The sequence below is a fragment of the Arthrobacter sp. MMS24-T111 genome (assembly GCF_054888995.1).
This window is the reverse complement of sequence record NZ_JBTZRO010000001.1, coordinates 560206-585826: the sequence shown is the minus strand read 5'-3', so window position 1 is coordinate 585826 and position 25621 is coordinate 560206. Positions and strand designations below refer to the sequence as shown.

Here is a 25621-nt window from a genome sequence, read left to right as displayed (position 1 = left end):
CAGGCGAACACGAAAGGTACCAAAGTGGTCGGGCAAGGCTATTCCGGCGTTCCCGGCTGGGTCCGCGCACTGGCTGTTGTTGCCGCCGTCGTAGTGTTGCTCCCGCTGCTCGCCATGGTGCTGCGGGTGGACTGGAACCGGTTCATTCCGCTCGTGACCTCGGACTCGTCCCTGACGGCGCTGGGACTGAGCCTGCGGACCTCCGCGGCCAGCACCTTGCTGTGTATTGTGCTCGGCGTCCCCCTGGCGCTGGTCCTCGCCCGGGATACTTTCCGGCTGCAGGGGCTGCTGCGTTCGCTGGTGCTCCTGCCGCTGGTGCTTCCCCCCGTGGTGGGCGGCATCGCGCTGCTTTACACGTTCGGCCGCCAGGGCCTGCTGGGGCAGGCCCTGGACGTGCTGGGCCTGCAGATTGCTTTCTCCACTACCGCGGTGGTGTTGGCGCAGACGTTCGTGGCGCTGCCCTTCCTGGTGGTCAGCCTTGAGGGTGCCCTGCGAACCTCAGGCTCCCGCTACGAGGCGGTGGCCGCTACTTTGGGCGCGCGCCCGGGCACCGTCTTCCGGCGGGTCACGCTTCCCCTGGTCCTGCCCGGACTCGCTTCGGGCGCTGTCCTCTCTTTCGCCCGCAGCCTGGGCGAGTTCGGTGCCACACTGACGTTTGCGGGCAGCCTTCAGGGGGTCACCCGCACCCTGCCGCTGGAGATCTACCTGCAGCGGGAAACCGACCCGGACGCGGCCGTCGCCCTGTCGCTGGTGCTGGTGGCCGTAGCCGTGGCGGTGGTGGCGCTCGCCTACCGCCGGCCCGCGGCGCGCAGGGGAGCCGGAAAACGGCCGACGACGCCGGTGCCGGCAGGAGGGAACAACCAGTGACGTTGTCCTTCCAGGCAGCCGTGGCCGGGCGTGGATTCGACGTGTCCTTGACGGTGGGGCCCGGTGAAACCGTCGCCGTGATGGGGCCCAACGGCGCCGGGAAGTCCACCTTGCTGTCCAGTATCGCCGGGCTGCTGCGGCCGGACAGCGGCAGGGCGGAACTCAACGGAAAGACCCTGTTCGACCTCGACGGCGGCAACCGCACCTGGGTGCCGCCGCACCGTCGCGGGACCGCCCTGCTCGCCCAGGAACCCTTGCTTTTTCCGCACCTGTCCGCGGTGGACAATGTCTCTTTTGGGCCCCGCAGTGCCGGCACTCCCAAACGGGACGCCCGGCAGCGTGCCCTGGGCTGGCTGGCTGACGTTGAAGCTGGAGGCCTGGCCGGTCGACGCCCCGCCGAACTCTCCGGCGGCCAGGCCCAGCGCGTTGCCGTGGCACGCGCGCTGGCCGCGGATCCCGCGCTCCTCCTGCTGGACGAGCCCCTCGCGGCCCTCGACATCCACTCCGCCCCGTTGTTGCGCCGCCTGTTCAAGCGCGTCCTCGCGGGGCGGCAGGCCATCATCGTCACCCATGATGTCCTTGATGCGCTGATCCTCGCGGACAGGGTGGTCATCCTGGAGAACGGCAGGATTGCCGAGGACGGCCCAACCCGGGAGGTGCTGGAACGCCCGCGCAGTGCATTTGCGGCCGGCCTGGCCGGGCTGAACTTCGTCCCCGGAACATTGGACGGGGCCGGGGTGCGCACGGCGGAAGGCCTGTGGATCGCCGGTCATGGCGAGGATACGGAATTCGGCGGGCAGCGGGCGGCGCCCGGGCAGCCCGGCGGGTCCGGCGGGTCCGGCGAACCTTCCCCGGTGGCCGGGGCCGGGAGCCCCGGGGTGGCCGTGTTCCCGCCGTCGGCCGTTTCCGTGTTCCTCACCGACGCGCACGGCAGCCCCCGCAATTCCTTCGCCGTTACCATCAGCGACGTTGAGCCGCACGGCGACCAGATCCGTGTCCGGGCCGGAGGCCTGGCAGCCGACATTACGCCGGCCGCGTCGGCGGACCTCGGCCTGGTGCCGGGGATGACCGTGCACTTCGTGGTCAAGGCGGCCGCAGTTTCCGTCTACGGGACCTAGCGCGGCGTGGCGGGACCTCCGGCTCTGGACAGCAGTTTCGCCGTGGGCAAACATGGCTTGAGAGCCTCGTCCTGAAAAGTTGAGCGTAGTACACTCAACTTAGTTATCAAGCCCCCGAAAGGAGCCCTCTTTGGACGTCAAATTCACCACCAAGAGCCAGGAGGCTCTTTCCGCTGCGGCGATGAATGCCTCCACCGCCGGCAACCCCCAGGTGGAACCGGCCCACCTGCTCAAGGCTCTGATGGACCAGCGGGAGGGTGTCGCCGTCGCGCTCCTCCGCGCCACCGGTGCCGATCCCGACGCCGTCAGCGTGCAGGCCAGCAGCGCCATCAAGGCCCTGCCCGCCACGTCGGGCGGCTCCAGCCAGCAGGCGCAGCTGAGCCGGCCCGCCCTGCAGGCCATCCAGAACGCGAAGGAAGAAGCGGACCGGCTGGGAGACAGCTTCGTGTCCACCGAGGTGCTGCTGCTGGGCCTCTCGGCCGGCAACGACGCCGCCGCACGGCTGCTCCGCGACGCCGGCGCCTCCCGTGAGGCTCTCCTTGCTGCCTTGCCCGGGGTCCGGGGGGACCGTAAAGTGGACAGCCCCGACCCCGAGAACACCTTCCAGGCACTCGAAAAATACGGCACGGACCTCACTGCCATGGCCCGGGCAGGGAAGCTTGACCCGGTGATTGGCCGCGACTCCGAGATCCGGCGCGTGGTCCAGGTCTTGTCCCGGCGGACCAAGAACAACCCGGTGCTGATCGGCGAACCCGGCGTCGGAAAGACTGCAGTGGTGGAAGGGCTGGCCCAGCGGATGGTGGCGGGCGATGTCCCCGAAAGCCTGCGCGGCAAGACGCTCATCTCCCTGGACCTCGGGTCCATGGTGGCTGGCGCGAAGTACCGTGGTGAGTTCGAGGAGCGGCTCAAGGCCGTCCTTGAGGAGATCAAGGGCTCCGAGGGCCAGATCGTCACCTTCATCGACGAGATCCACACGGTGGTGGGCGCCGGCGCCACGGGCGATTCCTCCATGGATGCGGGCAACATGCTCAAGCCCATGCTGGCCCGTGGCGAGCTGCGCCTGATCGGCGCCACCACGCTGGACGAATACCGCGAAAACATCGAAAAGGATGCCGCCCTGGAACGCCGCTTCCAGCAGGTCTACGTCGGCGAACCCAGCGTGGAGGACACCATCGGCATCCTCCGCGGCCTCAAGGAACGCTACGAGGCGCACCACAAGGTGTCCATCGCGGACTCCGCCCTGGTGGCCGCCGCCACCCTGTCCAACCGCTACATTTCAGGCCGCCAACTGCCGGACAAGGCAATCGACCTGGTGGACGAAGCCGCGTCCCGGCTGCGCATGGAGATCGACTCCGCTCCGGAGGAAATCGACCAGCTGCGCCGCCAGGTGGACCGGCTCACCATGGAAGAGCTTGCGCTGGAGGGCGAGACCGACGCCGCTTCGGTGGAACGGCTCGCCGCGCTCCGTGCCGACAAGGCGGACAAGGAAGAGGAACTCTCGGCTCTGAACGCGCGGTGGGAGGCCGAGAAGGCCGGGCTCAACCGGGTGGGCGACTTGAAGGCCAAGCTGGACGAGTTGCGCTCCGCAGCGGACAAGGCCCAGCGCGAGGGCGACCTGGAGACCGCCTCGCGGATCCTGTACGGCGAAATCCCGGCTCTTGAACGTGAGCTGACCGCCGCTGCCGAGGCGGAGGCAGCCGTGACGGACAAACCGGCCCAGATGGTGGCTGAGGAAGTGACGGCGGAGGACATCGCCGAAGTCATCTCGGCCTGGACCGGCATTCCCGCCGGCAGGATGCTGCAGGGCGAAAGCCAGAAGCTGCTCCACATGGAGCAGGAACTGGGCAGGCGGCTGATCGGCCAGTCCAAAGCCGTGGCTGCCGTCTCCGACGCCGTCCGCCGCGCCCGCGCCGGAATCAGCGACCCCAACCGCCCCACCGGCTCCTTCCTGTTCCTCGGCCCCACCGGCGTGGGCAAGACCGAACTGGCCAAGGCCCTGGCGGACTTCCTGTTCGACGACGAACGCGCCATGGTGCGCATCGACATGTCCGAGTACGGCGAGAAGCACAGCGTGGCCCGGCTGGTTGGGGCGCCTCCGGGCTACGTCGGCTACGAGGAAGGCGGACAGCTCACCGAGGCGGTCCGCCGCCGCCCGTACTCCGTGGTGCTGCTGGACGAGGTGGAGAAGGCGCACCCCGAGGTGTTCGATATCCTCCTGCAGGTGCTCGACGACGGCCGTCTCACCGACGGCCAGGGCCGCACCGTGGACTTCCGCAACGTCATCCTGGTGCTGACCTCCAACCTGGGCAGCCAGTTCCTGGTGGACCAGACCCTGGACCCCGAAGCCAAGCGCAATGCCGTCATGGCCACCGTCAACGCGTCCTTCAAGCCCGAGTTCCTAAACCGGCTCGACGAAGTGGTCCTGTTTGACGCCCTCACGGTGGAGGAGTTGGCGCACATCGTGGAGTTGCACGTGGCCGAACTGGGCCGCCGCCTCTACGATCGCCGGCTCACCCTCGAGGTCACCGACGGCGCCAAGGCGTGGCTGGCCCTGTCCGGCTACGATCCGGCGTACGGTGCCCGCCCGCTGCGCCGCCTGGTGCAGCGCGAGATCGGCGACCGGCTGGCAAAAGCCATCCTGGCCGGGGATATCAGTGATGGCGATACCGTCCTGGTGGACACCGCGGCGGACCTTGGCGAACTTACCGAGGGCACCGTGGACACGCTGACAGGCGCCCCCAGCTCGGGTTTGTCCGTTCGGCGGAAGGACTAGCCGGCAGGCTCACGCCCAGGCGTGCTGCCCGGACGGATGGACCGTCAATGCAGCACGCTGGCGGTGATCACGTTGCCGGAGTCGGCCGTGACGTAGCAGTCCACCCGGCGGTCGCCCGAATCCCAGCTGGTGCTGCTTGGGAAGCTGCGCTGGTAGTTGAGGTGGAACTGGCTGGCTGCCGGTCCGAGAGTGGCCGCCTGGCACGCTTCCAGGGCCTTGGCTTTCAGCGGATCAGCCCCCGGGTAGGCGGCTGCTGCGGGGTAGCGGTAGGTTGCCACCAGCTGCGCCGAATGACCGGTATCGCAGGCGACGACGGTGGACGCCAAGGCTTCCGGATCGAAGTCCTTGAAGCAGTCGCCCACCGCGTACGCGGCAGGTGCCACCCCGCTGCGTGGAAGCGGCTGGGGGGTGGCCGGCGCGGTGGCGGTGGTCTGCAGCACTCCGGGCGCGTCGGCGGCGGACTTCTCCGTACCGGAGGATGAGTTCAACCACACGGCAAGCCATGTGAGCGAGCCGGCGACGGCTGCGATTACGACGATGAGGAACACCTTCCAGGAGGTGGCCCTGTTGGCTGCGCGGCGCTGCGGGGGGTCCGGGACCCGTTGGGACCAGGTCACAGCTTCCGGGGCGGGCGCCGAACCCTTATCCCCGCCCGGGACCGCCGGCAGGCTGCCGGTGTGCGGCGGCGAGGCAGGCTTGGGCGGGATGTCCTGGTGGTTCACGGGTGCGCATCCTCCTGGGTTTATGTTCCGCGGCTCGCCAACGGGCGGGCAAAACAGCCACTTCTTAAGTGACTCTATCGAAGAAAAATCCCGTGTTCCTGCGGGTCGAAGTGCATCATGGTACCCCACGCCCCGTCCCGGGGCCCTGCACGGCAAGCAGGGGCAGCCGAAAGCATGTAATCTAGGTGTACGACAAATTGACCAAACATTCCGGGGCCTCACCGATCGCCAAGGTGACCACCTCCGGTCCAAGTACAAAAGGGGGTCACGCCATGGGGCGCGGCCGTCAAAAGGCAAAAGCTACCAAGCAGGCTCGGGACATCAAGTACTACTCCCCGAACACTGACTACTCGGCACTTCAGCGTGAGCTGACGGGCCCGGGCAGTCGTTCAACGAGCCATTACTCGAATGAACCGGTCGAGCCGGATTATTCGGCTTATGTGGATAAGTACGCGGATGATTTGGATGACGATGACGACGAGGTTGACAGCCGTCGCATCGGCTAGTTGTCGTAAAGCCGCCGTGGCCCCCGGTTTTCCAGGCCGTGCCGCAGCTACGCGCTAACAAGCTCCGCAGGTGCTTTCCCGCAGCGTTGGGATGGCACAGGACCTCATTTTTAGTACCCGTTTTCGGGTGACCGCTGACATGAGGAAGCCCGCTGCTTTCCGGGATACCCGGTGGCAGCGGGCTTTCCCGCGTTGGTACCCTGACCGGATGACTGTTCGGACTACCTACGCCGATGGCGAGCCCTGCTGGGCGGATTTGCAGACCCCCGATGTCGCTGCCGCCAAGGACTTCTACGCCAAGTTGTTCGGCTGGACCTTTCAGGACTTTCCCACCCCGGACGGCCGCAGTTACGCGCAGGCCTTCATGAATGGCCGGTTGGTCGCCACCATCGCGCCGCAGGGCCCCCTGCAGCCGTCGGGCACGCCGGCCCGGTGGAACATCTATTTCGCGGCGTCGGACGCCACTACGCTCCTTGACGATGCCGCCTTTGCCGGCGGGACCGCCCAGTTCGGGCCGGAGCAGGTGGGCGCCACCGGCGTGCTGGCTTTCCTCGCGCCGCCCGGCGGCGGCACCACCGGGATCTGGCAGGCCGGCACCCACTATGGGAGCCATCTCTTCAACGAACCGGGGGCGCTGGCCTGGGCCGAACTCTCCACGCCCGGGCCGCAGGCCGCGGTCGGCTTCTTCCAGCAGCTGTTCTGGCACGAGGTCACCGAATATCCCCAGGACGACGGCGGCACCTACAGCACGCTGCTTGTCGACGGCACCGAGGTGGCCGGCGTCGTTCCTGCCGAAGAAGGCGAGGAAGCGGCCTGGCAGGTCTACTTTGGCGCCGCGGACCTCCGTGCTGCTGCGGTAGCAACGGTCCAGGGCGGAGGAGAAGTCATCGTGGAGCCGGACGAGCATCCCGCTGACGGTTCACTGACTACCATCCGGGACCCGCAGGGCGGCATCCTGAGCCTGATCCAGGTCATTTAACGCCATTGGGGTTCCCCACCGTACGGTGGGGAACCCCAAATGGTTAGTGGCTTTAGGCGTAGGCGTTGACCATGCGGACGGCGCCGCCGTCCACGCCCTTGGCGCCCTGGACGTAGTCGGGGCCGGTCTTGGAAATGGAATCCGAGTCCTCCGTGACCGTGCCCATGACCCAGGACGGCAGGCCGCGGTCGTTCAGGCGCGCCACTGCGGCGTCGGCGGCGTCGGGGGACACGATAGCCACCATTCCCACACCGAGGTTCAGGGTGCGCTCGAGGTCGGGCAGCGGGACATTTCCCAGTTCGGACACGAGCTTGAAGATAGCGGGCAGTTCCCAGGTGGCGCGGTCCACCGTGGCCACCAGGCCCTGCGGGAGGATCCGGGCCAGGTTGGCGGCCAGGCCGCCGCCGGTGACGTGGCTGAAACCGTGGACGGCGGCGCCGGCGCTGACCGGGAAGGTGCGGGCCAGGTCCAGGCAGTCGGCTGCGTAGACGCGGGTGGGTTCAAGGAGTTCCTCGCCCAGCGTGCGACCCAGTTCGGATACCTGGCGGTCCAGTGCCCAGCCGGCGTGGTTGATGACGCGGCGGACCAGCGAGTAGCCGTTGGAGTGCAGGCCGGACGAGGCCATGCCGATCACCACGTCGCCGGCGCGGACGCGGTCCGGGCCGAGGAGGGCGTCGGCTTCCACGACGCCGGTGGCGGCGCCGGCGACGTCGTATTCATGTTCGCCCAGCAGGCCCGGGTGCTCGGCGGTCTCGCCGCCCACCAGGGCAGTGCCGGCCACGGAGCAGGCTGCGGCGATGCCGCGCACGATGTCCGCGATGCGTTCGGGGACCACCTTGCCGCAGGCGATGTAGTCGGTCATGTACAGCGGCTCGGCGCCTACCACCACGATGTCGTCCACCACCATGCCCACCAGGTCGAAGCCGATGGTGTCGTGGATGTCCATGGCCTGGGCGATGGCCACCTTGGTGCCTACGCCGTCCGTGGAGGTCGCCAGCAGGGGCTTCTTGTAGGTCAGGAGCCTGGAGACGTCATAGAGGCCGGCGAAGCCGCCCACCCCGCCGATCACCGAGGAGTTGTGGGTTGCCTTGACGGCATCCTTCATGAGCTCAACGGCACGGTCCCCGGCTTCAACGTCCACGCCGGCGGAGGCGTAGGTGATGCCGGAGTTCTCTGCGGCGGTGTTGGCGGAAGTCATACGGAGTCCTTCTTGTCGGCGCTGGTGGCGGCGTGTACGTCGGGCACGAGGTCGGCTTCGGTCAGCAGGTTTTCGAATTCGGCGTCCGGTCCGGGATCGCAGCCGGTGGCGCCGGCCTTCTCTGCCGGGTCTTCCGCGGCGTCAACGGCCAAGGCGGCCGTCTCGCCGGGAAGTGCGGCGGGGGACGGCTTGAGGCCGCCAAGGTCGGTGCGCTCAAGCAGGTTCTTGCCCAGCTTGTCGGCGTCCGGCAGCTTGATGGGGTATTTGCCGGTGAAGCAGGCGGTGCAGAGCCGTTCGCGGGGCTGCCGGGTGGCTCCGATCATGCCGTCCTCGGAGATGTAGGCCAGTGAGTCCGCACCGATGGCCTGGGAGATTTCCTCGATGGTGGCGCCGTTGGCGATGAGCTCCGCGCGGGAAGCAAAGTCGATGCCGTAGAAGCAGGGCCACTGCACCGGCGGGGAGGAGATCTTGACGTGGACGGCTGCGGCGCCGGCTTCCCGAAGCATCCGGACAATGGCGCGCTGGGTGTTGCCGCGGACGATCGAGTCATCCACCACCACAACCCGCTTGCCGCGGATCACGGACTCGAGGGCGTTGAGCTTGAGGCGGATGCCGAGCTGGCGCAGGGTCTGCGAAGGCTGGATGAACGTACGGCCCACGTAGGAGTTCTTCACGAAACCGTGTGCAAAGGGGATGCCGGATTCCTCGGCGTAGCCGACGGCGGCGGGGGTGCCGGATTCCGGCACGGGGATGACGATGTCCGCCTGCTGCGTGTTTTCGCGGGCCAACTGACGGCCCATCTCCACGCGGGATTCGTAGACGGAGCGGCCGGCGATGGCGGCGTCCGGGCGGGCGAGGTAGACGTACTCGAAGACGCAACCGGCCGGCGTCGGTTCCGCGAACCGCTTGGACCGTACGCCGTCCTCGTCGATGGCAATGAATTCGCCGGGCTCGATCTCGCGGATGAAGCTGGCGCCGACGGTGGCCAGGGCGGACTGCTCGGAAGCCACCACCCAGCCGCGTTCCAGCCGGCCGAGGACCAGCGGGCGGATCCCATAGGTGTCGCGTGCGGCGTAGAGGGTGCCCTCGTCCATGAAGACGAAGCAGAAGCCGCCCTTGATCTTGGGCAGGAGTTCCGTGGCGGTGTCTTCCAGGGTCTTCCCCGGCTCGCCTTCCAGCAGGGCGGTGACCAGCGCGGTGTCGGAGGTGTTGCCCTGCTTCATTTCGCCGGTGAGCTGGCCGCCGTTGCGCTCGTTGATCATGGCATTAAGCTCGGCGGTGTTGGTCAGGTTGCCGTTGTGCGCAAGGGCAACCGTGCCGGTGGAGGTGGCGCCCAGGGTGGGCTGCGCGTTGGCCCAGTGGCTGGCGCCGGTGGTGGAGTAGCGGCAGTGGCCCACGGCCAGGTGCCCGGTCAGGGTGTTCAGGGTGGTCTCGTCGAAGACCTGGGAGACGAGTCCCATGTCCTTGTAGACGTTGATCCGTTTGCCGTCGCTGGTGGCTATGCCAGCCGACTCCTGACCGCGGTGCTGCAGTGCATACAGCCCGTAATAGGTAAGTTTTGCTACTTCTTCGCCTGGTGCCCAAACGCCGAAGACGCCACAAGCGTCCTGCGGGCCTTTTTCGCCGGGGAGAAGATCATGGGAAAGTTTTCCATCGCCGCGTGCCACTGATCGATTATCGCACGATATGGGGTAGGACTTTTCCGGTTGCCCGATTGTGACCTGCTAGGCCTGGGGGTCGGTATCCGGTTCGGAATCCGGCACGGCTTCCACCACTGCCCGCTGCTGGCGCTTGACGCTGCGGCGGTCCAGCAAGAGCGCCAGCCCGGCGCCCAGGATGGCCCCTGCGGCCGCGAACATCACCAGGAAGAAACCAAACACCGCCCCTGGGTCGAAGGTGGTGTCTCCGGGCACGCCGTACGCCACCACCGCGGCCGCGACGGCTCCCAGCAGCGCTCCGACGGCCAGGAAAGGAACGTACCTGGGTGCCCGGCGGACGGTAACCTCGCGCCGTTCGGCAGGGGTTTCTTCAAAAGACATGCCATCCAGCCTACTGCCCACTGTTTTGCTCGAGGTAACGGGGGCCGAGGAGGTCAGCCGCTCCCGGCCCGGTGAAAGGGGGAGTGGCGCACTGGCAGCCGACTGGTCGGAGACTGATATATCTATTGACACGGGGTGCTGCCGCTGCCATATTCTGCTGTAAGCACTATGTGCATTCTGTTGTTTATTATGCAACTCATTGCGCCTCGAAAGCTGAGGCGCCGTGGTCTCCGGGCCTGGCCTGTCAGCTAGATTGGCACTTGGTGCCGACTCACGGATCCGGCCGGATCCAGGAAAGGAACACAAGAACCATGGTCCACAAAGTTCAAGCAGTCGTTGTCCGGGAGAAGAACGCCCCTGTGTCGTTGGAGACCATCCTGGTCCCGGATCCGGGGCCGGGGGAAGCGCTGGTGGACATCCTGACCTGCGGTGTCTGCCACACGGATCTGCACTACAAGCAGGGCGGTATCGGTGACGACTTCCCGTACCTGCTCGGGCACGAGGCCACGGGGGTTGTCAGTGCCGTTGGCCCCGATGTGACCCAGGTGGCCCCGGGTGACCGGGTGATCCTGAACTGGCGTGCGGTCTGTGGGGAGTGCCGGGCGTGTGCCAAGGGCCAGCCGCAATACTGCTTCAACACGCACAACGCCACGCAGAAGATGACCCTCGAGGACGGCACCGAGCTTTCGCCTGCCCTGGGCATCGGTGCTTTCGCTGAGAAGACCCTGGTCGCTGCCGGGCAGTGCACCAAGGTGGACCCCGACGTCGACGCTGCCGCGGTCGGCCTGCTGGGCTGCGGCATCATGGCCGGCATCGGCGCCGCGATCAACACCGGCGAGGTCAAGCGCGGCGAATCCGTGGCCGTCATTGGCTGCGGCGGCGTGGGCATCGCCGCGATCGCCGGCGCCAGGCTGGCCGGTGCGACGACGATCATCGCCGTGGACATCGACGACAACAAGATCGGCATGGCTAAGTCCCTCGGTGCCACCCATGGCGTGAACTCGCGCCAGGAGGACGCCGTGGAAGCCATCCGTGCCCTCACCGGAGGCCACGGAGCGGACGTGGTGATTGACGCCGTCGGCCGCCCTGAAACGTACAAGCAGGCGTTCTACGCCCGCGACCTCGCCGGCCGCGTGGTGCTGGTCGGTGTCCCGACGCCGGAGATGCAGCTGGAGCTGCCGCTGCTGGACGTCTTTGGCCGCGGCGGGTCGCTGAAGTCCTCCTGGTACGGCGACTGCCTGCCCTCCCGCGACTTCCCCATGCTCGTCTCGCACTACAAGCAGGGCAACCTGGACCTCGACGCGTTCGTGTCCGAGCGCATCACCATCGACCAGGTGGAAGAGGCCTTCGAACGGATGCATGAGGGCAAGGTGCTGCGCTCCGTCGTCGAGGTCCAGCCTGCCGGAGCGTCCGCATGAGCGTCACCGTCGAAAACCTGGTCACCTCCGGCACTTTTTCGCTCGACGGCGGCACCTGGGACGTGGACAACAACGTCTGGATCGTGGGCAATGACGAGGAATGCATCATCATCGACGCGCCGCACGACGCCGCGGCGATCATCAACCAGGTCCGCAGCCGGAAGGTGAAGGCTATCCTGCTCACGCACGCGCACAATGACCACATCGGTGCCGCGCGTGAGGTCGCGGACGCACTGGGCGCACCGATCCTGCTGAACCAGGAGGACCTGGTGCTCTGGGAGCAGGTATACCCGGACGCCGCACCGGACCGCTACCACTCCGACGGTGACGTGTTCGAAGTTGGCGGGGCGGCCCTGCAGGCGATCCACACACCCGGCCATTCGCCCGGGTCCACCTGCTTCTACCTTGAAAGCGAAGGGACGGTCTTCACCGGCGACACCCTGTTCAACGGCGGCCCGGGCGCCACCGGACGGTCCTACAGCGACTACCCCACCATCCTGGCGTCCATCCGCGAACGGCTGCTGACACTGCCCGCCGGCACCGTGGTCCGCACCGGCCACGGCGAGGACACCACCATCGCCGCCGAGCAGGAAACGCTGGCGAAGGTTCCGCAGTAACCAGAAGTCAGGAAAGCGCCCGGCGGAGGCGCGCCGGGAGGTTCCGGCGCGCCTCCGCCGGCGATCAATCAGCACAAGCCGGTAAGGACGTTGGAACGATGAAGTTCGGTAAGCAGCCCGCCCCCGTTCGGGACATCAATGAGGACGATCTTTCGGTCCACAAGCCCAAGACGGAGGCGGCCGGGGTCAAGGCCGTCATGGTTGCGCTTGAGCGTGCGGTGGCGCAGGCGGGTGTGGCCCGGACGGCGCAGTCGCTGCTGCGGCTGAACCAGCGGGGCGGTTTCGACTGCCCCGGCTGCGCGTGGCCGGAATCGGACAAGAAGCGCAAGGCCGCCGAGTTCTGCGAGAACGGCGCCAAGGCGGTGGCCGAGGAGAACACCCTGCGTACCGTTGGTGCGGAGTTCTGGGCCCAACACTCCATCGCCGAGCTTCTCGGAGAAGACCGAGTACTGGCTGGGCAACCAGGGCCGGTTGAGCGAGCCGGTGGTGATCCGCGAAGGGGAGACGCATTACTCGCCGATCTCGTGGGCCGGCGCGTTCGAGCTGATCGGCGAACATCTCCGGGCGACCACCCCGGACCGCAGCGTTTTCTACACCTCCGGCCGCACCGCGAATGAGACCGCCTTCCTGTACCAGCTGTTCGCACGGTCCCTGGGCACCAACAACCTGCCCGACTGCTCCAACATGTGCCACGAGTCCTCCGGCTCGGCCTTGAACCCGACCATCGGCATCGGCAAGGGCACCGTCTCCCTGGATGACATCCACGACGCCGAACTGATCTTCGTGGTGGGCCAGAACCCGGGCACCAACCATCCACGGATGCTGTCCGCGTTGAAGGAATGCAAGGACAAGGGCGGCAAGGTGGTGGCCGTGAACCCGCTGCCCGAAGCGGGCCTGTTCAACTTCAAGGACCCGCAGACCGTTTCCGGGGTGGTGGGCGGCGGGACGCCCTTGGCCGATGAATACCTGCAGATCAAGGTGGGCGGGGACCTGGCGCTGTTCCAGGCGCTCGGCCACCTGCTGCTGGAGGCCGAGGCCGCCAACCCGGGGACCGTCGTCGACCATTCCTTCATCGTCGCCCAGACGGACGGGTTCGATGCCTACCGCGAAGCCCGGCGCATCCTGGACTGGGAAGAGACCGAAAAGGCCACCGGACTCACCCGGGCGCAGATCGAAAAGGTCGCGGCGATGCTGGTGGCGTCCAAGGCCTCGATCTTCTGCTGGGCGCTGGGCGTGACGCAGCAGCCGCACTCGGTGGACACCATCAAGGAAATGGTCAACGTCCTGCTGCTGCAGGGCAATTTCGGCAAGCCCGGCGCCGGCGCCTGCCCGGTCCGCGGGCACTCGAACGTCCAGGGCGACCGGACCATGGGCATCTGGGAGAAACCCAAGGAGTGGCTCCTGCAGGCCTTGGACGCCGAGTTTGGCATCACCTCCCCGCGGCACCACGGCTACGACGCCGTGGAGTCGATGGAGGCCTTTGAACGGGACGAGGTGGACGTGTTTGTATCCATGGGCGGGAACTTCTCGCTCGCCTGCTCGGACACCGAAGCCCTGGAGGCGGGCATGCAGCGGATCGGGCTGACCGTACACATCAGCACCAAACCCAACCGCTCCCATGTGGTGCATGGCCGCACCTCGCTGATCCTGCCCACCCTTGGCCGCACCGACAAGGACGACAAGCATCCCAACGGCGCACAGTTCCTGTCCGTGGAGGACTCCATGTCCGTGGTGCACTCCACCCAGGGCCGCCTCACCCCGGTCTCCGAACATCTGCTCGCCGAGCCCGTCATCGTGGCACGGATGGCGGAGGCCACCTTTGGCCCGGACCACCCCGTGGATTGGCGGGGCATGGCCGAGGACTACGACGTGATCCGCGACCACATCGCCCGCGTGCTGCCCGGCTTTGAGGACTTCAACGCGAGGGTCCGCACCCGGAACGGGTTCGTGCTCCCCAACCCGCCACGGGACACGCGTTCGTTCGCCACGGACATCGGAAGGGGCCGGTTCACTGTGAGCCCGCTGGAATACCTCACCCCGCCCGCGGGGCACCTGGTGCTGCAGACCATCCGCAGCCACGACCAGTACAACACCACGTTCTACGGCCTGGACGACCGCTACCGCGGCATCTCCGGCGGCCGCCGCGTCATTCTGATCCACCCCGAGGACCTCGCCGAGCAGGGATTCCAGGACCGCGAGCTCGTGGACGTGGTGAGCACGTTCCAGGGCGTGGACCGCAGGGCGGACAAGTTCCGGCTGGTGGCCTATCCCACCGCCAAGGGCTGCGCGGCCGCGTACTTCCCAGAAGCCAACGCCTTGGTCCACAAGGAAAACGTGGCCCGCGTATCCAACACCCCCGGCTTCAAGGCCATGTTCGTCCGGTTCGAACCGCACCAGGGCGGGGCGGCAGCAGCCGAGGAATCTGCAGGGGAGCTGGCCGGCAGGCACGCTTAGCCCCACCGGGTGGGGAAGCTGCGCCGGTGCGGGCAATGACGACGGCGGCAATCCGGCAGGTGCCGGCTGTCGCCGTCGCTGTTCCCCCACTCAGCATTTGGGTCGGGTGGTCTCCGTCGGGACCGGCCTCCAGGTGAGGTCCTTGCCATAGCGGAGGACGACGCTTGGCGGGCCCGCAACATACTTACCGTGTCAGGCGGAGGGCGCGTGCAGGACCAGCTCCAGCCAATCTTCTGCTGGGGATATCTGGATCTGCACCAGGTCCGGAACAGTGCAATGCGAGCTGCCCTCCTCGGGAACCCGGACGCGGTCTTGGGTTTCCGGCCACCGCGGTGGTTCCCAGTCTTGGTGTTCGCTTTGATAGTGGCGGCCTGTGGGTGAGGTCCAGCCGGGTGGTTCGTTCTTGGTGGCGGTGGTGGGTTTCCAGCCGGTGGCGTGTCGGAGTTTGTGGTGTTTCGGGCAGGGCTGTCCCAGGTTGCTGATTCCGGTGGTGCCGCCCTTGGCCCAGGCGAGGATGTGATCGGCATCGTTGTCCAGGGAGTTGTTGCTGCACCCCGGAAACGGACACTTCCCATCCCGCATCCGCAACCACGCCCGCATCGGACCTGTGACCCGGTAACTCGTCCGGCCGATCTCCAACGGGGCCCCGTCCCGCGGGTCCACCAACACCCGGTAAAACGACCCCGCACCGTTTGCGACAAGTTCCCGTGCCATCGACGGCGGAATGGGCCCGTACCCGTCCAGTACCGCCGGCTCATCGGTCAGGCCGATCAGCGAGAACACCGGAACCGTGACCAGCACCTGCGCCCGGACCGGCGACAGCACACGGTCCCGGGCAGCGCCCACACGTTCGCTGGAGCTGCCGCCAGCACCCGCGCCGTCGCAGGAGCTGCCACTAGCACCCTCGGTCAAACCGCCACTGCCGCTTGCATCGGTGTCGCTGGCGCCGGTGCCGTTGCCGAGGATCGCGTCGGCGAAGGTGTCGGCCCGGAGCTGGGTCAGGGTCCTGCCCTCGCCGGGGCCCCGCAGGTCCCGGGCGGTCGCGGTGAGCCTGTTCCACCCCGCCAGGGCCTGGTCCGCGGGAAGGCACGCGGAGAGCCAGGCCATCCCGTCCTGGTCCGCCCGGAACTCCACCCGCCGCTCAGACACCCCCTTGACGTGGCGTGCCTCGATGCTCTCGGCGTGGTGGCGTTCCCGCCAGGTCCGGGCCTTGGCCTTGAACCGGTGCGCCGGCAACGCACCCACCGGGCAGCCCCGTGCTGGGTCCGGGGCGTCCGGGTCCAGGAAATGGCCTTCCAACGCCGCCGCCCCCGCAGCATCCAGGCACGCCGTCTCATCCGCCATCACCACCGCGTGGCGCCAGGAGATCACCCCGCCCTGCAACGCCGACAAGGTCAGCGGCAACGAGGCAACAACGGCGTGGGAGGCCGTCAGGAACGACGACGCGGCGCGCGGCCCCAGGGCCAACACGCACCCGATCTCCGCCGCGACCGCCATCTCCTGCGCCCGCACGGGAACATCCGGCCCGGCAACCACGTCGGCGCTCTCCGCGTACGTCACCGCAGCCCTGGCCTTCAGGCCAGCGAACCCGGCCTCGACCGCCCGGGCACCGGCCAGAATGTCCAGGCACCCAGCCGCCACACCAGCCAACGGATCAGCCGCAGAAAACGGCTCCGAACCGGCTCCTTCCACCTCGGCATTCAGCACCGCCAGGGCAGCACGGATGTCCTCATAAGCCGTAGCCACCGCTGCCCTTCTTATAAACCAATCATGACGAGGGGGTACGACATTCAGAGGACTGCCGGGCTTGTCCCCGGCAGTGGGGGGTCAGTTAAACATGGGTTCCGGTCCCGGATTCTTTACGTTCAGGGATGGCAGTCCTCCGTGCCACCGACCATGCTTTTTCGTCATATCCGAAATTGATTGACAGTGAGCGTGGCTGGAGTCACACTGTTGCATATGGTGATTGGTGTTGCGTTAGGTGCTTCCAGATTCTTCCGGTGTCATCGCTTCTTTTGCTGATGGACCTCCCCGCATTCGCGAACAGGACGTCTTGGCACACCCTGTTGCCCCGTCTGCTCCGTAATCACCGCAAATCGCTTATTACACAGCCCTATCGGGAGGAAACACATGACTACCTCAGTGAACGCGCCCCTCAGCGCACGCGGAAAGCTCGCCTCAGCATTGCCTGCCGAGCAGCTGGCTGAAATTACCGAGTTGTTCGCCCTGCGGCGCACCGGCTACTCCCTTGACGCCCCGTTCTACACTGACCCCACAATCTTCAAGCTCGACATGGAGGCCATTTTCGGCCAGCACTGGATCTTTGCCGGCAGCGTTGCCGAGCTGCCGGAGCCGGGCGACTACATCACGGTCGACTACGGCCCCTACTCCCTGATCGTGCTGCGTAACGACGACGGCGAGGTCAACGTCCTGCACAACGTCTGCCGCCACCGCGGTGCACGTGTCCTGACCGAAGCTGCCGGTTCCACTGGAAACCTGGTCTGCGGCTACCACTCCTGGACCTACTCGCCCGAGGGCAACCTGATCCACGCCTCCGCCCCGGGGGAGGCCAAGTTCGACAAGAACTGCTTCGCGCTCAAGCGTGCCCACAGCCGTGAAGTTGCCGGCCTCATCTTCGTCTGCATCGCGAACGAGCCGCCGGCGGACTTCGACGAGACCGCCAAGATCTTCGAGCCCTACCTTGCGCCGCACGACCTGTCCAAGACGAAGATTGCCTACCAGCAGAACATCATCGAAGAGGGCAACTGGAAGCTCGTCATGGAGAACAACCGTGAGTGCTACCACTGCGACGGGCACCCGGAACTCGCCTGCTCGCTGTTCCCCACGTGGGGCCTGACCGAGGGTCTGATCCCGACCCACCTCGAGGAAGTATGGGACCGCAACAAGGAAGCCCAGTCCGCCCTTGAGGAGCGGTGCCGCCGCTATGGCCTGCCCTACGAGGTGGTGGAGGAACTCGACACCCGCATTGCCGGTATCCGCATCTCGCGGGAATCCCTGGACGGCGAAGGCGAATCGTTCTCCGCAGACGGCCGCAGGCTCTCCAAGAAGCTGCTCGGCGACCTTCGGGACTTCCGCCTGGGCCGCTGCTCGATGCACCTGCAGCCCAACAGCTGGTTCCACTTCCTGGGTGACCACGTCATCACGTTCGGGGTTTTCCCCATCAACGAGCACCAGTCCTTGGTCCGCACCACCTGGCTGGTGGCTGACGACGCCGAGGAAGGCGTTGACTACGACCTCGAAAAGCTCACCTACACCTGGAAGCAGACCAACCTGCAGGACAAGGCGTTCGTCGAGCTGTGCCAGCAGGGTGCTGCCAGCCCCGCGTACGAGCCCGGCCCTTACATGAAGAGCGAATACCAGGTGGAGGCCTTCATTAACTGGTACGTGCAGCGGGTGCAGGAGCACTTGGCATGATTGACGTCCTCACTCAGGCGCCGGTCCGGGAACCACAGCGCATCCGCGGCCTTGAAATGCCGTGGAACCGGGTGATGGGCAGCATGGAAGGACCGGCCAGCGCAGCCAAGGCGCTGGGCCCGTGGCATCCGCAGGAGTTCATGGCCGAATGCGTCGAAACCGTTCCCGAAGCGGGCGGCATGATGACCTTCGTCTTCCGCCGTTGCGACGGCGCGCCCCTGGCGTTCCGCGCGGGCCAGTACGTGAATATCGCTTTCCCCGTGAACGGCGAGGACCAGGAACCGGTGGACCGCAGCTACTCGCTGTCCAGTTCACCCACGGAACCGTGGACCTTCAGCGTCACCGTCAAGCGCGACCCGGGCGGACTGGTTTCCCCGTGGGTGCACGGGAACGTCAGGCCCGGAACTGTCCTGGACATGCTGGGACCTGTCGGGGCCTTCCACCTGCCTGACGCCGATCGGCGGGCACGGTACCTCTTCCTGGCCGCGGGCGCAGGCATCACACCCATCATGTCGATGCTGCGGACCATCCACTCGTTGCCCGGAACCGCCGATGTGGTGGTGCTTTACCACGGCGCGGAAGCCGGCGGCTTCGCCTTCCACCGGGAATTGGCCTACATCGCGTCGGTGGACTCGCGCGTCAAGGTCTTCTACGCCCTTGGCGACCGCGGCAGGCCCGAGGACTGGGAGGGCTTCACCGGAAGGCTGACGGCGGCCATGATCGACGAGGTGGCACCCGACGCCAACGGCCGGCAGGTGTACGCCTGTGGACCCGAGGGGTATTTGAACACCGCCACCGAACTGCTCAAGAACGTGGGCGTCGACGATACGTCCATCTACATGGAGTTCTTCTCCGGCGACCGGCAGACCCTCCTCGAATACCAGGCCGAGCTCGCCCTGGCGGCGGACATCGCCGAGGAAATCGCGGACGAGATCGCCGAGTCCGCCGAGGACTATTTCGAGAGCCAGCCGGCGGCGTTCGGGATCTATGAACCCGGCTACGACGATGACGGAACCCTGCAGGCCACGGGACTGGCGCTGGAAGCTGCAGCCCCGGCCTCCGCGGAAGCCGCCTCCGTGGACGCCGCCGGAGCCGCAACCGAAGCCGCCACCCCGGATGCGTCCAGCTTCGACACCGTGGGAACCGGAAGCCTCACCCTGTCTTTCATGCGCACCGGAATCAATGTGCGGATCGACCCGGAGGAACCCATCCTTGGGGTGGCGCAGCGGGCGGGTGTCCGGATCGGCGCCAACTGCAAGGAGGGCATGTGCGGCTCCTGCAAGGTGGTCAAGCTGTCCGGGGAGATCGACATGAACCACCAGGGTGGAATCCGCAAACGGGAAATCGATGCCGGCAAGTTCCTTCCCTGCTGCTCCACCGCGCGCACCGACATGGTGATCGACGCCTAGCCGCTTCCCTGAGCCGCCGGCGCCGCGCGCCGTCCCAAGTTTCACGCAAGTGAAAGTCATAACCACACGGAAGGTCTGATGCAGCCGGCGTCAGGCCTTCCGTGGCAATTGAACCCTAACCATAGGAGCCACGCCCATGTCAGGTAACAAAGCCGTTGCATACAAGGAGCCGGGGGTCGTCGAGGTCATCGATACCCCGTATCCGTCGTTTGAACTGAAGGCCGGCCCCGGTGTCAATCCCGCCAACGTCGGCCGGAAGGTGCCGCACGGGGTCATCGTGCGCACCGTGAGCACCAACATCTGCGGCTCGGACCAGCACATGGTCCGCGGCCGGACGACGGCCCCGGCCGGCCTCGTACTGGGCCACGAAATCACCGGCGAAGTCATTGAGGCCGGACCCGACGTCGAATTCATCAAGGTGGGGGACATTGTCTCCGTCCCCTTCAACATCTCCTGCGGGCGGTGCCGGAACTGCAAGGAGCGCAAGACCGGGATCTGCCTGAACGTGAACCCGGACCGCCCCGGTTCTGCCTACGGCTATGTCGATATGGGCGGTTGGGTGGGTGGGCAGGCGGAATACGTCCTGGTTCCCTACGCCGATTGGAACCTGTTGCGGTTCCCGGACCGGGACCAGGCCCTGGAAAAGATCATGGACCTGACCATGCTTTCCGACATCCTCCCCACCGGCTTCCACGGCGCAGTCACGGCAGGCGTCGGCGTCGGGTCCACCGTCTACGTTGCCGGTGCTGGCCCCGTCGGGCTTGCCGCGGCCGCCAGCGCCCAACTGCTGGGAGCTGCGGTGGTCATCGTGGGCGACCTCAACGAGGACCGCCTGGCCCAGGCCCGGTCCTTTGGCTGCGAAACCGTCAATGTGGCCAACGGCGACCCGGCAGACCAGATCGAGCAGATCCTCGGCGTCCGGGAGGTCGACTCCGGAATCGACGCCGTCGGCTTCGAGGCACGCGGCCACGGCCACGGCGCCCAGGAAGCACCTGCCACCGTGCTGAACTCGCTGATGGACCTCACCACCGCCGGCGGCTCCGTGGGTATCCCCGGCCTCTACGTCACGGGGGACCCGGGAGCCGCGGATGAAGCCGCACGGAAGGGCAGCCTGTCCCTGTCCCTGGGAACCGGTTGGGCGAAGTCCCTGTCCTTCACCACGGGCCAATGCCCGGTGATGAAGTACAACCGGCAGCTGATGATGGCCATCCTCCATGACCGGATCCAGATCGCCAAGGCGGTCAACGCCAAGGCCATTTCGCTTGACGACGCCCCGCGCGGGTACGCGGAGTTCGACGCCGGCGCGGCAACGAAGTACGTCCTGGACCCGAACGGCTACCTCAACAACTGATGCGCGGTTCCCGTTTGTGAAGAACGGCAAGGTTCCAACGGCGGCGCCCCGCTCAGCAGGGGTGCCGCCGTTGGCATGCCGGGGTGGAACAGCGCGCGCTCCGCGGGCAACAAAAGAGGCGGTTGGGCCTGCCGGTCTCAAGCAGGCCCAACCACCTTGTGGTGGATGGGGCAGATCAGCCGCGGAGGCGCTCCATGCCCGGGTCAAAGAGCGGCTCGGCGCTGACGGTGGCGGCTACGCGCCGGCCGAAGTACTCGATCTCCACGGCGTCCCCCTCGGACACCGACGAGGGCAGCCAGGCGTAGGCAAGGGGCTTGCCGACGGTGAAGCCATACGCCGCGCTCGTGACGTAACCAGCGGCTTCCCCGGCCACGTACACCGGTTCCTTGCCCAGCACCACTGACGTGCCGTCGTCGACCGTCAGGCAGCGCAGCATCTTCGCCGCCGGCTGCTCGCGGAGCGACGCCAGGGCCTTGGCGCCCACGAATCCGGTCTTGTCCTTGGCCACGGAGAAACCGAGGCCCGCTTGGTACGGGTGGTGCTCGGACGTCATGTCCGTGCCCCACAGCCGGTAGCCCTTCTCAAGGCGCATGCTGTTGAAGGCGCCGCGGCCGGCAGCGATGATGCCGTGCTCCTGGCCCGCCTCGAACAGCAGGTCCCAGAGCTTCAAACCGTACTCGGCGGTGGTGTAGAGCTCCCAGCCGAGTTCGCCGACGTAGGAGAGCCGCATGGCCGTGACGGGGATGCCGCCCACCGAGATTTCCTTGGTCCGGAAATACTTCAGGCCGTCATTGGTGAGGTCGTCGGTGCTGACCTTGCCAATCACTTCGCGGGCCAGGGGACCCCACAGGCCGATGCAGCAGGTGCTGCCGGTGATGTCGGTGACGTGGACCCACTGGCCGGGGTCGGCGGCGGACTGCCGGCGGGCTTCCACCCGGAGGTAGTCGAAGTCAACGTTGCTGTTGACGCCCAACTGGAACTCTTCCTCCGCCAGCCTGGCCACGGTCACGTCACTGCGGATGCCGCCGTCGTCCGCCAGCAACAGGCAATAGGTCACGGCACCCGGCTTCTTGGCGATGTTGCCCGTGCTGAGCCGGTGCAGGAGTGCCTGCGCGCCCGGGCCGGCGACAGAGAGGCGCTTCAGCGGCGTCATGTCGTAAAGTCCGACGGCGGTGCGCGTCTTCCACGCTTCGGCGGCGGAGATGGGGGAGTGGAACATTGCGGACCAGGAGTCCCGCTCCGGGGTCTGCCATTCGGCTGGGAGTTCTTCGAGGAGCGCGCGGTTGGCTTCGAACCAGTGCGGGCGTTCCCAGCCGGCGGATTCCAGGAAGAACGCGCCCAGCTCCTTTTGGCGGACGTTGAAGGGGCTGACCCGCAGGTCGCGCGGGGATTCACGCGGCTGCAGCGGGTGCATGACATCGTAGATTTCCACGAAGTTCTGTTGCGAGGTTTCGCTGACGTAGGCGTCCGAGGTCTGCACCTTCTCGAAACGGGTCAGTTCGCAGCCGTGCAGGTCTGTCTGCGGCTGGCCGTCGATGATCAGTTCTGCCATGGCCTTGGCAACGCCGGCCGAGTGCGTGACCCACACGGCTTCGGCCACGAAGAAGCCCTCGAGGTCAGGCGCCTCGCCCATGAGCGGTCCGCCGTCGGGGGTGAAGGAGAAGATGCCGTTGAAGCCATCTTGGATTTCGGTGCTGCGCAGTGCCGGCAGCAGGTCCTGGCTGTCCTCCCACGCGGGAACGAAGTCTTCCAGGGTGAAGTCCAGCCGGGAGGGCATGCGGTGGTCGGACATCTCCCCGGCCGGGACCTTCGGCAGTGCAGACATGTCCACCGGCATCGGCCGGTGCGCGTAGCTGCCGATGCCGATGCGGTCGCCCCACTCGCGGTAGTACAGGTCCTTGTCCTGGTAGCGCAGGATGGGCTTGCCGGCTCCCTTCGGCAGCTCGTTGACGCCCTCAAGTTCGGCGAGCGGCGTGGTGACCGCGTACTGGTGGGCCAGCGGCAGCAGCGGAACCTCCAGGCCCACCATCTTGCCGAGCTCACGGCCCCAGAACCCTGCGCAGGACACCACGATATCGGCAGGGATGAGACCGGCGGAGGTCTCGACGCCCGTGACTTTGCCGCCCTCACGGGCGATGCCGGTGACGGTGGTGGACCCGCGGTAGGTGACGCCGTGTTCGCGTGTTCGCTCGATCAGCAGCTGGACGGCGCGGGCCGCCAGGGCGAGGCCGTCGGTGGGGATGAGCAGGCCGCCCAGGACTTCCCGGCCGCCGCTGAGCTTCCCCGTGTTCAGCAGGGGGTAGATCTTTTCGCATTCGTCGGCGTCCACGATCCGGCTTTCGACGCCCCAGGAGGTCATCACGCCCATCTTGCGTTTGAGGTCCGCCAGGCGCTCCGGAGTTGTTGCCAGTTCAAGGCCGCCCACCTGGTTGAAGCAGGACTGGCCATCCTTGCCCAGGGCGAGCAGCTTGTTGACGGTGTAGGTCGCGAATTCCGTCATGGTCCTGGACGGGTTGTTCTGGAACACGAGGCCCGGAGCGTGCGACGTGGAGCCGCCGGCCAGCTCCAGCGGGCCCTGCTCGACGACGGTGATGTCGTTCCAGCCGCGGCTTGCCAGCTCGTCGGCGATGTTGGTGCCGACGATGCCGGCTCCGATGATGACGACGCGGGGTGATGCGCTCATAGTTCGTGGTTCTCCTGGTTGGTGCGTGGCTCCGCGCTTCGCTATAAGCAACGCGCATCACTATATGCAACACGGTGGCGCAGCTCACAGGGAATGTCAAGGGTTTAAGGCTTTGTTGCGTCGGCTGCCGTCACTGTTTCAGCGGTGTTTAGCCGGCTCCGTGACAGGCGCGCTGGATGCAGAACGGAGGCCTCCGCCGCTGGTGCGGCGAAGGCCTCCTGTGTGTTGCGGCGGGTTGCCCGGTGTCAGTGCGAGAAGTTGGTTGAGATCTCGGCGAGGGTGCGCCCCTTCGTCTCAGGCGCGAGCCATTGCGAGAGTATTGCGCCGAGTAATGCGACCGCCGCGGCCACGACCATGCTTGGACCCATACCGATGTTGCTGATCGCCCAGGGCAGGGCGAAGGTGCCGAGTGCGGCTCCAATACGGCTGAAGGCTGCGGCGAAGCCCATGCCGATGCCGCGCAGGTCGCCGGGGAATACCTCGGCCGGATAGACCTGGGTCAATGTGGTGTAGCCGGCATTGAAGAAGGAGAAGGCGAGGAACAGGGCGAGCACCAGGATCGCCGGTGCGTCCGCCCAGACCCCAATGACCAGCAGGATGCCTGCGCAGAGCCACTGCCCGGGCACGGTGAGGATCCGGCGGCCGAGCCTGTCGATCAGAAGCACGCTGGTGACGACACCTGCGGCCGCAAGGGCGGACAGCCCCACTCCACCGGCCCAGCCGCCGCCGAAGCCGAACTGGGTGAGCACGTCGTCGGCGAAGGTCGCGATCGCGAAGTACGGGGTGACCGCGCAGAACCAAAAACCCGAGGTGAAGACGGTGGCGCGCCAGTGTTCCTTCGAGAACAGCATTCCGAAGGAGGCGTTCTTGATTTTGGTCCTGCCCTTTGCGGCCTGGGCCTCCTGGATCATCCGCAGGTCAATCTCCTCGGTGATGCTGTCGTGCATCTGCGGCGATTCGACATATTTGTGGGCGATTGCGAGTGCTTCGTCACGCCGTCCCTTGGTGATGAGCCAGCTTGGCGATTCGGGGAGGCCGATGCGGGCGAGGAACAGGACGAACGCGAGGATGGTGCTCGTCCCGATGACGACGCGCCAGGGGGTGCCGGCCTCGTGCAGGAGCGTGCCGATGATGAATGCCATCATGAAACCGACGTACCAGGCGATCAGGGTCAGCCCGAGCAACCGCCCGCGGAGCTTCGGAGGGGAGAACTCGGACAGCAAGGGGCCGCCGATCGAGTACTCGCCGCCGATCGCGACACCCATCATGAACCGGATGATGGCCAGCTGGATCACGGCACAGTCTCCGGAGGTTACGAAGAACTGGGCCGCTGAGGCAACCAGGAACAGACCCATGTCCACCAGGAACATGGGCTTGCGTCCGAACTTGTCAGTAGCCCAGCCGGCCAGCGGGGAGCCGACGAAGATCCCGGCCAGCGGGCCCGCGGCGATCATGCCCAGGGACAGTGCGTCGAGCTGGAGGTCTGACCGCATGGGGCCGGTGACGGGTCCGATGATTCCGAGGATGTAGCCGTCGAGGAACATCCCGCCGATAAAGACAGCGACGAGCCGCACCATGAAGCGGCGTTTGAATTTGGCTGGTCCCTTCGGCACTGCCTTGATCGATGGTGCTGGCACCTTTGAAAGTCATAAACAGTTTCCTTTAGTGATCTGGCGCTGCGGCATGGATGCGGACAGCGTGTGCGGCCGATGCGCGGGCCGGGCTCCCCTTCGGATCGGCCTTCATAAGTTTGTCCGTCTGCTTCCAGGGCCATCGCGGATGGCGTCGGAAGGGCGGGAGGAGCATATCCAGGTGAGCTACGTTCCGTGATAATCAACAACGTTCGCTGTATGCAACAAGATCGTGCGCTAGCTCACACTCAATGTCAAGAGTGTGTCCTGTGGAAGACGAAGCACGTAAGCGTCCTGCCGCGTGCTCCGGGGGCACGCCCGTGGCGGGGTCCCGTTTTCCGAAAACGGTGCTTCGATGAGGAATACCTCCCCAGGTCTTAGGCCCATCGAAGCACCTTTCACGGAGAACGGGACGCCCGTT

At 66.6% G+C, this 25621-nt stretch carries 17 protein-coding genes and 1 pseudogene; 11 read left to right on the top strand and 7 right to left on the bottom strand.

The window, feature by feature from the left end; translation table 11 throughout:
- The first annotated feature begins 24 nt into the window (after window positions 1–24).
- From ACX5I6_RS02655 to clpB, 3 genes are all read left to right on the top strand, one after another.
- Complete coding sequence (locus tag ACX5I6_RS02655; RefSeq protein WP_461839377.1) at window positions 25–867, top strand: ABC transporter permease; 843 nt, start codon at window positions 25–27, stop codon at window positions 865–867.
- Window positions 864–1985, top strand: coding sequence for a sulfate/molybdate ABC transporter ATP-binding protein (locus ACX5I6_RS02650; protein ID WP_461839376.1), 1122 nt, complete (start codon window positions 864–866; stop codon window positions 1983–1985). The genes ACX5I6_RS02655 and ACX5I6_RS02650 overlap by 4 nt, the downstream gene beginning before the upstream one ends.
- A 130-nt stretch (window positions 1986–2115) precedes the next feature.
- Window positions 2116–4758 (top strand): ATP-dependent chaperone ClpB, encoded by a 2643-nt coding sequence (gene clpB, locus ACX5I6_RS02645; protein ID WP_461839375.1) that lies wholly within the window; start codon window positions 2116–2118, stop codon window positions 4756–4758.
- Window positions 4759–4802: 44 nt separating this feature from the next.
- On the opposite strand, the gene ACX5I6_RS02640 is transcribed toward clpB, so the two are convergent.
- A complete protein-coding gene (locus ACX5I6_RS02640; RefSeq protein WP_461839374.1) occupies window positions 4803–5480 on the bottom strand; it encodes a septum formation family protein in 678 nt (225 codons plus the stop codon).
- A 272-nt stretch (window positions 5481–5752) separates the two neighbouring features.
- Here ACX5I6_RS02640 and ACX5I6_RS02635 point away from each other — a divergent pair, with 272 nt between their 5' ends.
- Window positions 5753–5986, top strand: coding sequence for a DUF3073 domain-containing protein (locus ACX5I6_RS02635; RefSeq protein ID WP_018760828.1), 234 nt, complete (start codon window positions 5753–5755; stop codon window positions 5984–5986).
- Window positions 5987–6194: 208 nt separating this feature from the next.
- Window positions 6195–6965 carry a VOC family protein gene (locus tag ACX5I6_RS02630; protein ID WP_461839373.1) on the top strand — a complete coding sequence of 257 codons (771 nt, stop codon included), beginning with the start codon at window positions 6195–6197 and terminating at the stop codon, window positions 6963–6965.
- Window positions 6966–7017: 52 nt separating this feature from the next.
- Here ACX5I6_RS02630 and purM read toward each other — a convergent pair whose 3' ends face one another.
- Genes purM through ACX5I6_RS02615 form a run of 3 tightly spaced genes read right to left on the bottom strand, consistent with a single transcriptional unit; the run spans window position 7018 to window position 10202 of the window.
- Complete coding sequence (gene purM / locus ACX5I6_RS02625) at window positions 7018–8163, bottom strand: phosphoribosylformylglycinamidine cyclo-ligase (RefSeq protein WP_461839372.1); 1146 nt, start codon at window positions 8161–8163, stop codon at window positions 7018–7020.
- Window positions 8160–9830 carry an amidophosphoribosyltransferase gene (gene purF / locus ACX5I6_RS02620; protein ID WP_285247860.1) on the bottom strand — a complete coding sequence of 557 codons (1671 nt, stop codon included), beginning with the start codon at window positions 9828–9830 and terminating at the stop codon, window positions 8160–8162. Before purF ends, purM begins: the two co-directional genes overlap by 4 nt.
- Before the next feature lie 57 nt (window positions 9831–9887).
- The gene (locus tag ACX5I6_RS02615) at window positions 9888–10202 is read right to left on the bottom strand and encodes a hypothetical protein (RefSeq protein ID WP_461839371.1); all 315 of its coding nucleotides are present in this window, start codon (window positions 10200–10202) and stop codon (window positions 9888–9890) included.
- Window positions 10203–10513: 311 nt separating this feature from the next.
- Between ACX5I6_RS02615 and ACX5I6_RS02610 the strand changes: the two genes are divergently transcribed.
- The 3 genes and pseudogenes from ACX5I6_RS02610 (at window position 10514) to ACX5I6_RS02600 (ending at window position 14691) form a co-directional block, all read left to right on the top strand.
- Window positions 10514–11620 (top strand): S-(hydroxymethyl)mycothiol dehydrogenase, encoded by a 1107-nt coding sequence (locus tag ACX5I6_RS02610; protein ID WP_461839370.1) that lies wholly within the window; start codon window positions 10514–10516, stop codon window positions 11618–11620.
- Window positions 11617–12237, top strand: coding sequence for an MBL fold metallo-hydrolase (locus ACX5I6_RS02605; RefSeq protein WP_461839369.1), 621 nt, complete (start codon window positions 11617–11619; stop codon window positions 12235–12237). Before ACX5I6_RS02610 ends, ACX5I6_RS02605 begins: the two co-directional genes overlap by 4 nt.
- Before the next feature lie 98 nt (window positions 12238–12335).
- Window positions 12336–14691, top strand: a pseudogene (locus ACX5I6_RS02600) (FdhF/YdeP family oxidoreductase).
- Between the two features lie 192 nt (window positions 14692–14883).
- Here ACX5I6_RS02600 and ACX5I6_RS02595 read toward each other — a convergent pair.
- On the bottom strand, window positions 14884–16452 hold the full coding sequence (locus ACX5I6_RS02595; protein WP_461841657.1) for an HNH endonuclease signature motif containing protein: 1569 nt from the start codon (window positions 16450–16452) through the stop codon (window positions 14884–14886).
- 369 nt (window positions 16453–16821) lie between these two features.
- On the opposite strand from ACX5I6_RS02595, the gene ACX5I6_RS02590 reads away from it, so the two are divergent.
- The 3 genes from ACX5I6_RS02590 to fdhA all read left to right on the top strand — a co-directional run bounded on the left by ACX5I6_RS02590 (window position 16822) and on the right by fdhA (window position 20886).
- A complete protein-coding gene (locus ACX5I6_RS02590) occupies window positions 16822–18126 on the top strand; it encodes an aromatic ring-hydroxylating oxygenase subunit alpha (RefSeq protein WP_461839368.1) in 1305 nt (434 codons plus the stop codon).
- The gene (locus ACX5I6_RS02585; RefSeq protein ID WP_461839367.1) at window positions 18123–19535 is read left to right on the top strand and encodes a ferredoxin reductase; all 1413 of its coding nucleotides are present in this window, start codon (window positions 18123–18125) and stop codon (window positions 19533–19535) included. Before ACX5I6_RS02590 ends, ACX5I6_RS02585 begins: the two co-directional genes overlap by 4 nt.
- Before the next feature lie 136 nt (window positions 19536–19671).
- Entirely contained in the window at window positions 19672–20886 is a 1215-nt protein-coding gene (gene fdhA / locus ACX5I6_RS02580; protein ID WP_461839366.1) for a formaldehyde dehydrogenase, glutathione-independent, read from the top strand.
- A 175-nt stretch (window positions 20887–21061) separates the two neighbouring features.
- Here fdhA and ACX5I6_RS02575 read toward each other — a convergent pair whose 3' ends face one another.
- Together ACX5I6_RS02575 and ACX5I6_RS02570 are read right to left on the bottom strand one after the other, a co-directional pair.
- The gene (locus ACX5I6_RS02575; protein WP_461839365.1) at window positions 21062–23569 is read right to left on the bottom strand and encodes a GcvT family protein; all 2508 of its coding nucleotides are present in this window, start codon (window positions 23567–23569) and stop codon (window positions 21062–21064) included.
- A 245-nt stretch (window positions 23570–23814) separates the two neighbouring features.
- Window positions 23815–25206, bottom strand: coding sequence for an MFS transporter (locus ACX5I6_RS02570; RefSeq protein ID WP_461839364.1), 1392 nt, complete (start codon window positions 25204–25206; stop codon window positions 23815–23817).
- Window positions 25207–25621: the final 415 nt, after the last annotated feature.

Excerpts from the sequence above, each read along its gene's own strand:
- ACX5I6_RS02635 (WP_018760828.1), top strand. The coding sequence starts at position 5,753 with ATGGGGCGCGGCCGTCAAAAGGCAAAAGCTACCAAGCAGGCTCGGGAC.
- ACX5I6_RS02630 (WP_461839373.1), top strand. The coding sequence starts at position 6,195 with ATGACTGTTCGGACTACCTACGCCGATGGCGAGCCCTGCTGGGCGGAT.
- purM (WP_461839372.1), bottom strand. The coding sequence starts at position 8,163 with ATGACTTCCGCCAACACCGCCGCAGAGAACTCCGGCATCACCTACGCC.
- ACX5I6_RS02615 (WP_461839371.1), bottom strand. The coding sequence starts at position 10,202 with ATGTCTTTTGAAGAAACCCCTGCCGAACGGCGCGAGGTTACCGTCCGC.
- ACX5I6_RS02610 (WP_461839370.1), top strand. The coding sequence starts at position 10,514 with ATGGTCCACAAAGTTCAAGCAGTCGTTGTCCGGGAGAAGAACGCCCCT.
- ACX5I6_RS02605 (WP_461839369.1), top strand. The coding sequence starts at position 11,617 with ATGAGCGTCACCGTCGAAAACCTGGTCACCTCCGGCACTTTTTCGCTC.
- ACX5I6_RS02590 (WP_461839368.1), top strand. The coding sequence starts at position 16,822 with ATGACTACCTCAGTGAACGCGCCCCTCAGCGCACGCGGAAAGCTCGCC.
- ACX5I6_RS02585 (WP_461839367.1), top strand. The coding sequence starts at position 18,123 with ATGATTGACGTCCTCACTCAGGCGCCGGTCCGGGAACCACAGCGCATC.
- fdhA (WP_461839366.1), top strand. The coding sequence starts at position 19,672 with ATGTCAGGTAACAAAGCCGTTGCATACAAGGAGCCGGGGGTCGTCGAG.
- ACX5I6_RS02575 (WP_461839365.1), bottom strand. The coding sequence starts at position 23,569 with ATGAGCGCATCACCCCGCGTCGTCATCATCGGAGCCGGCATCGTCGGC.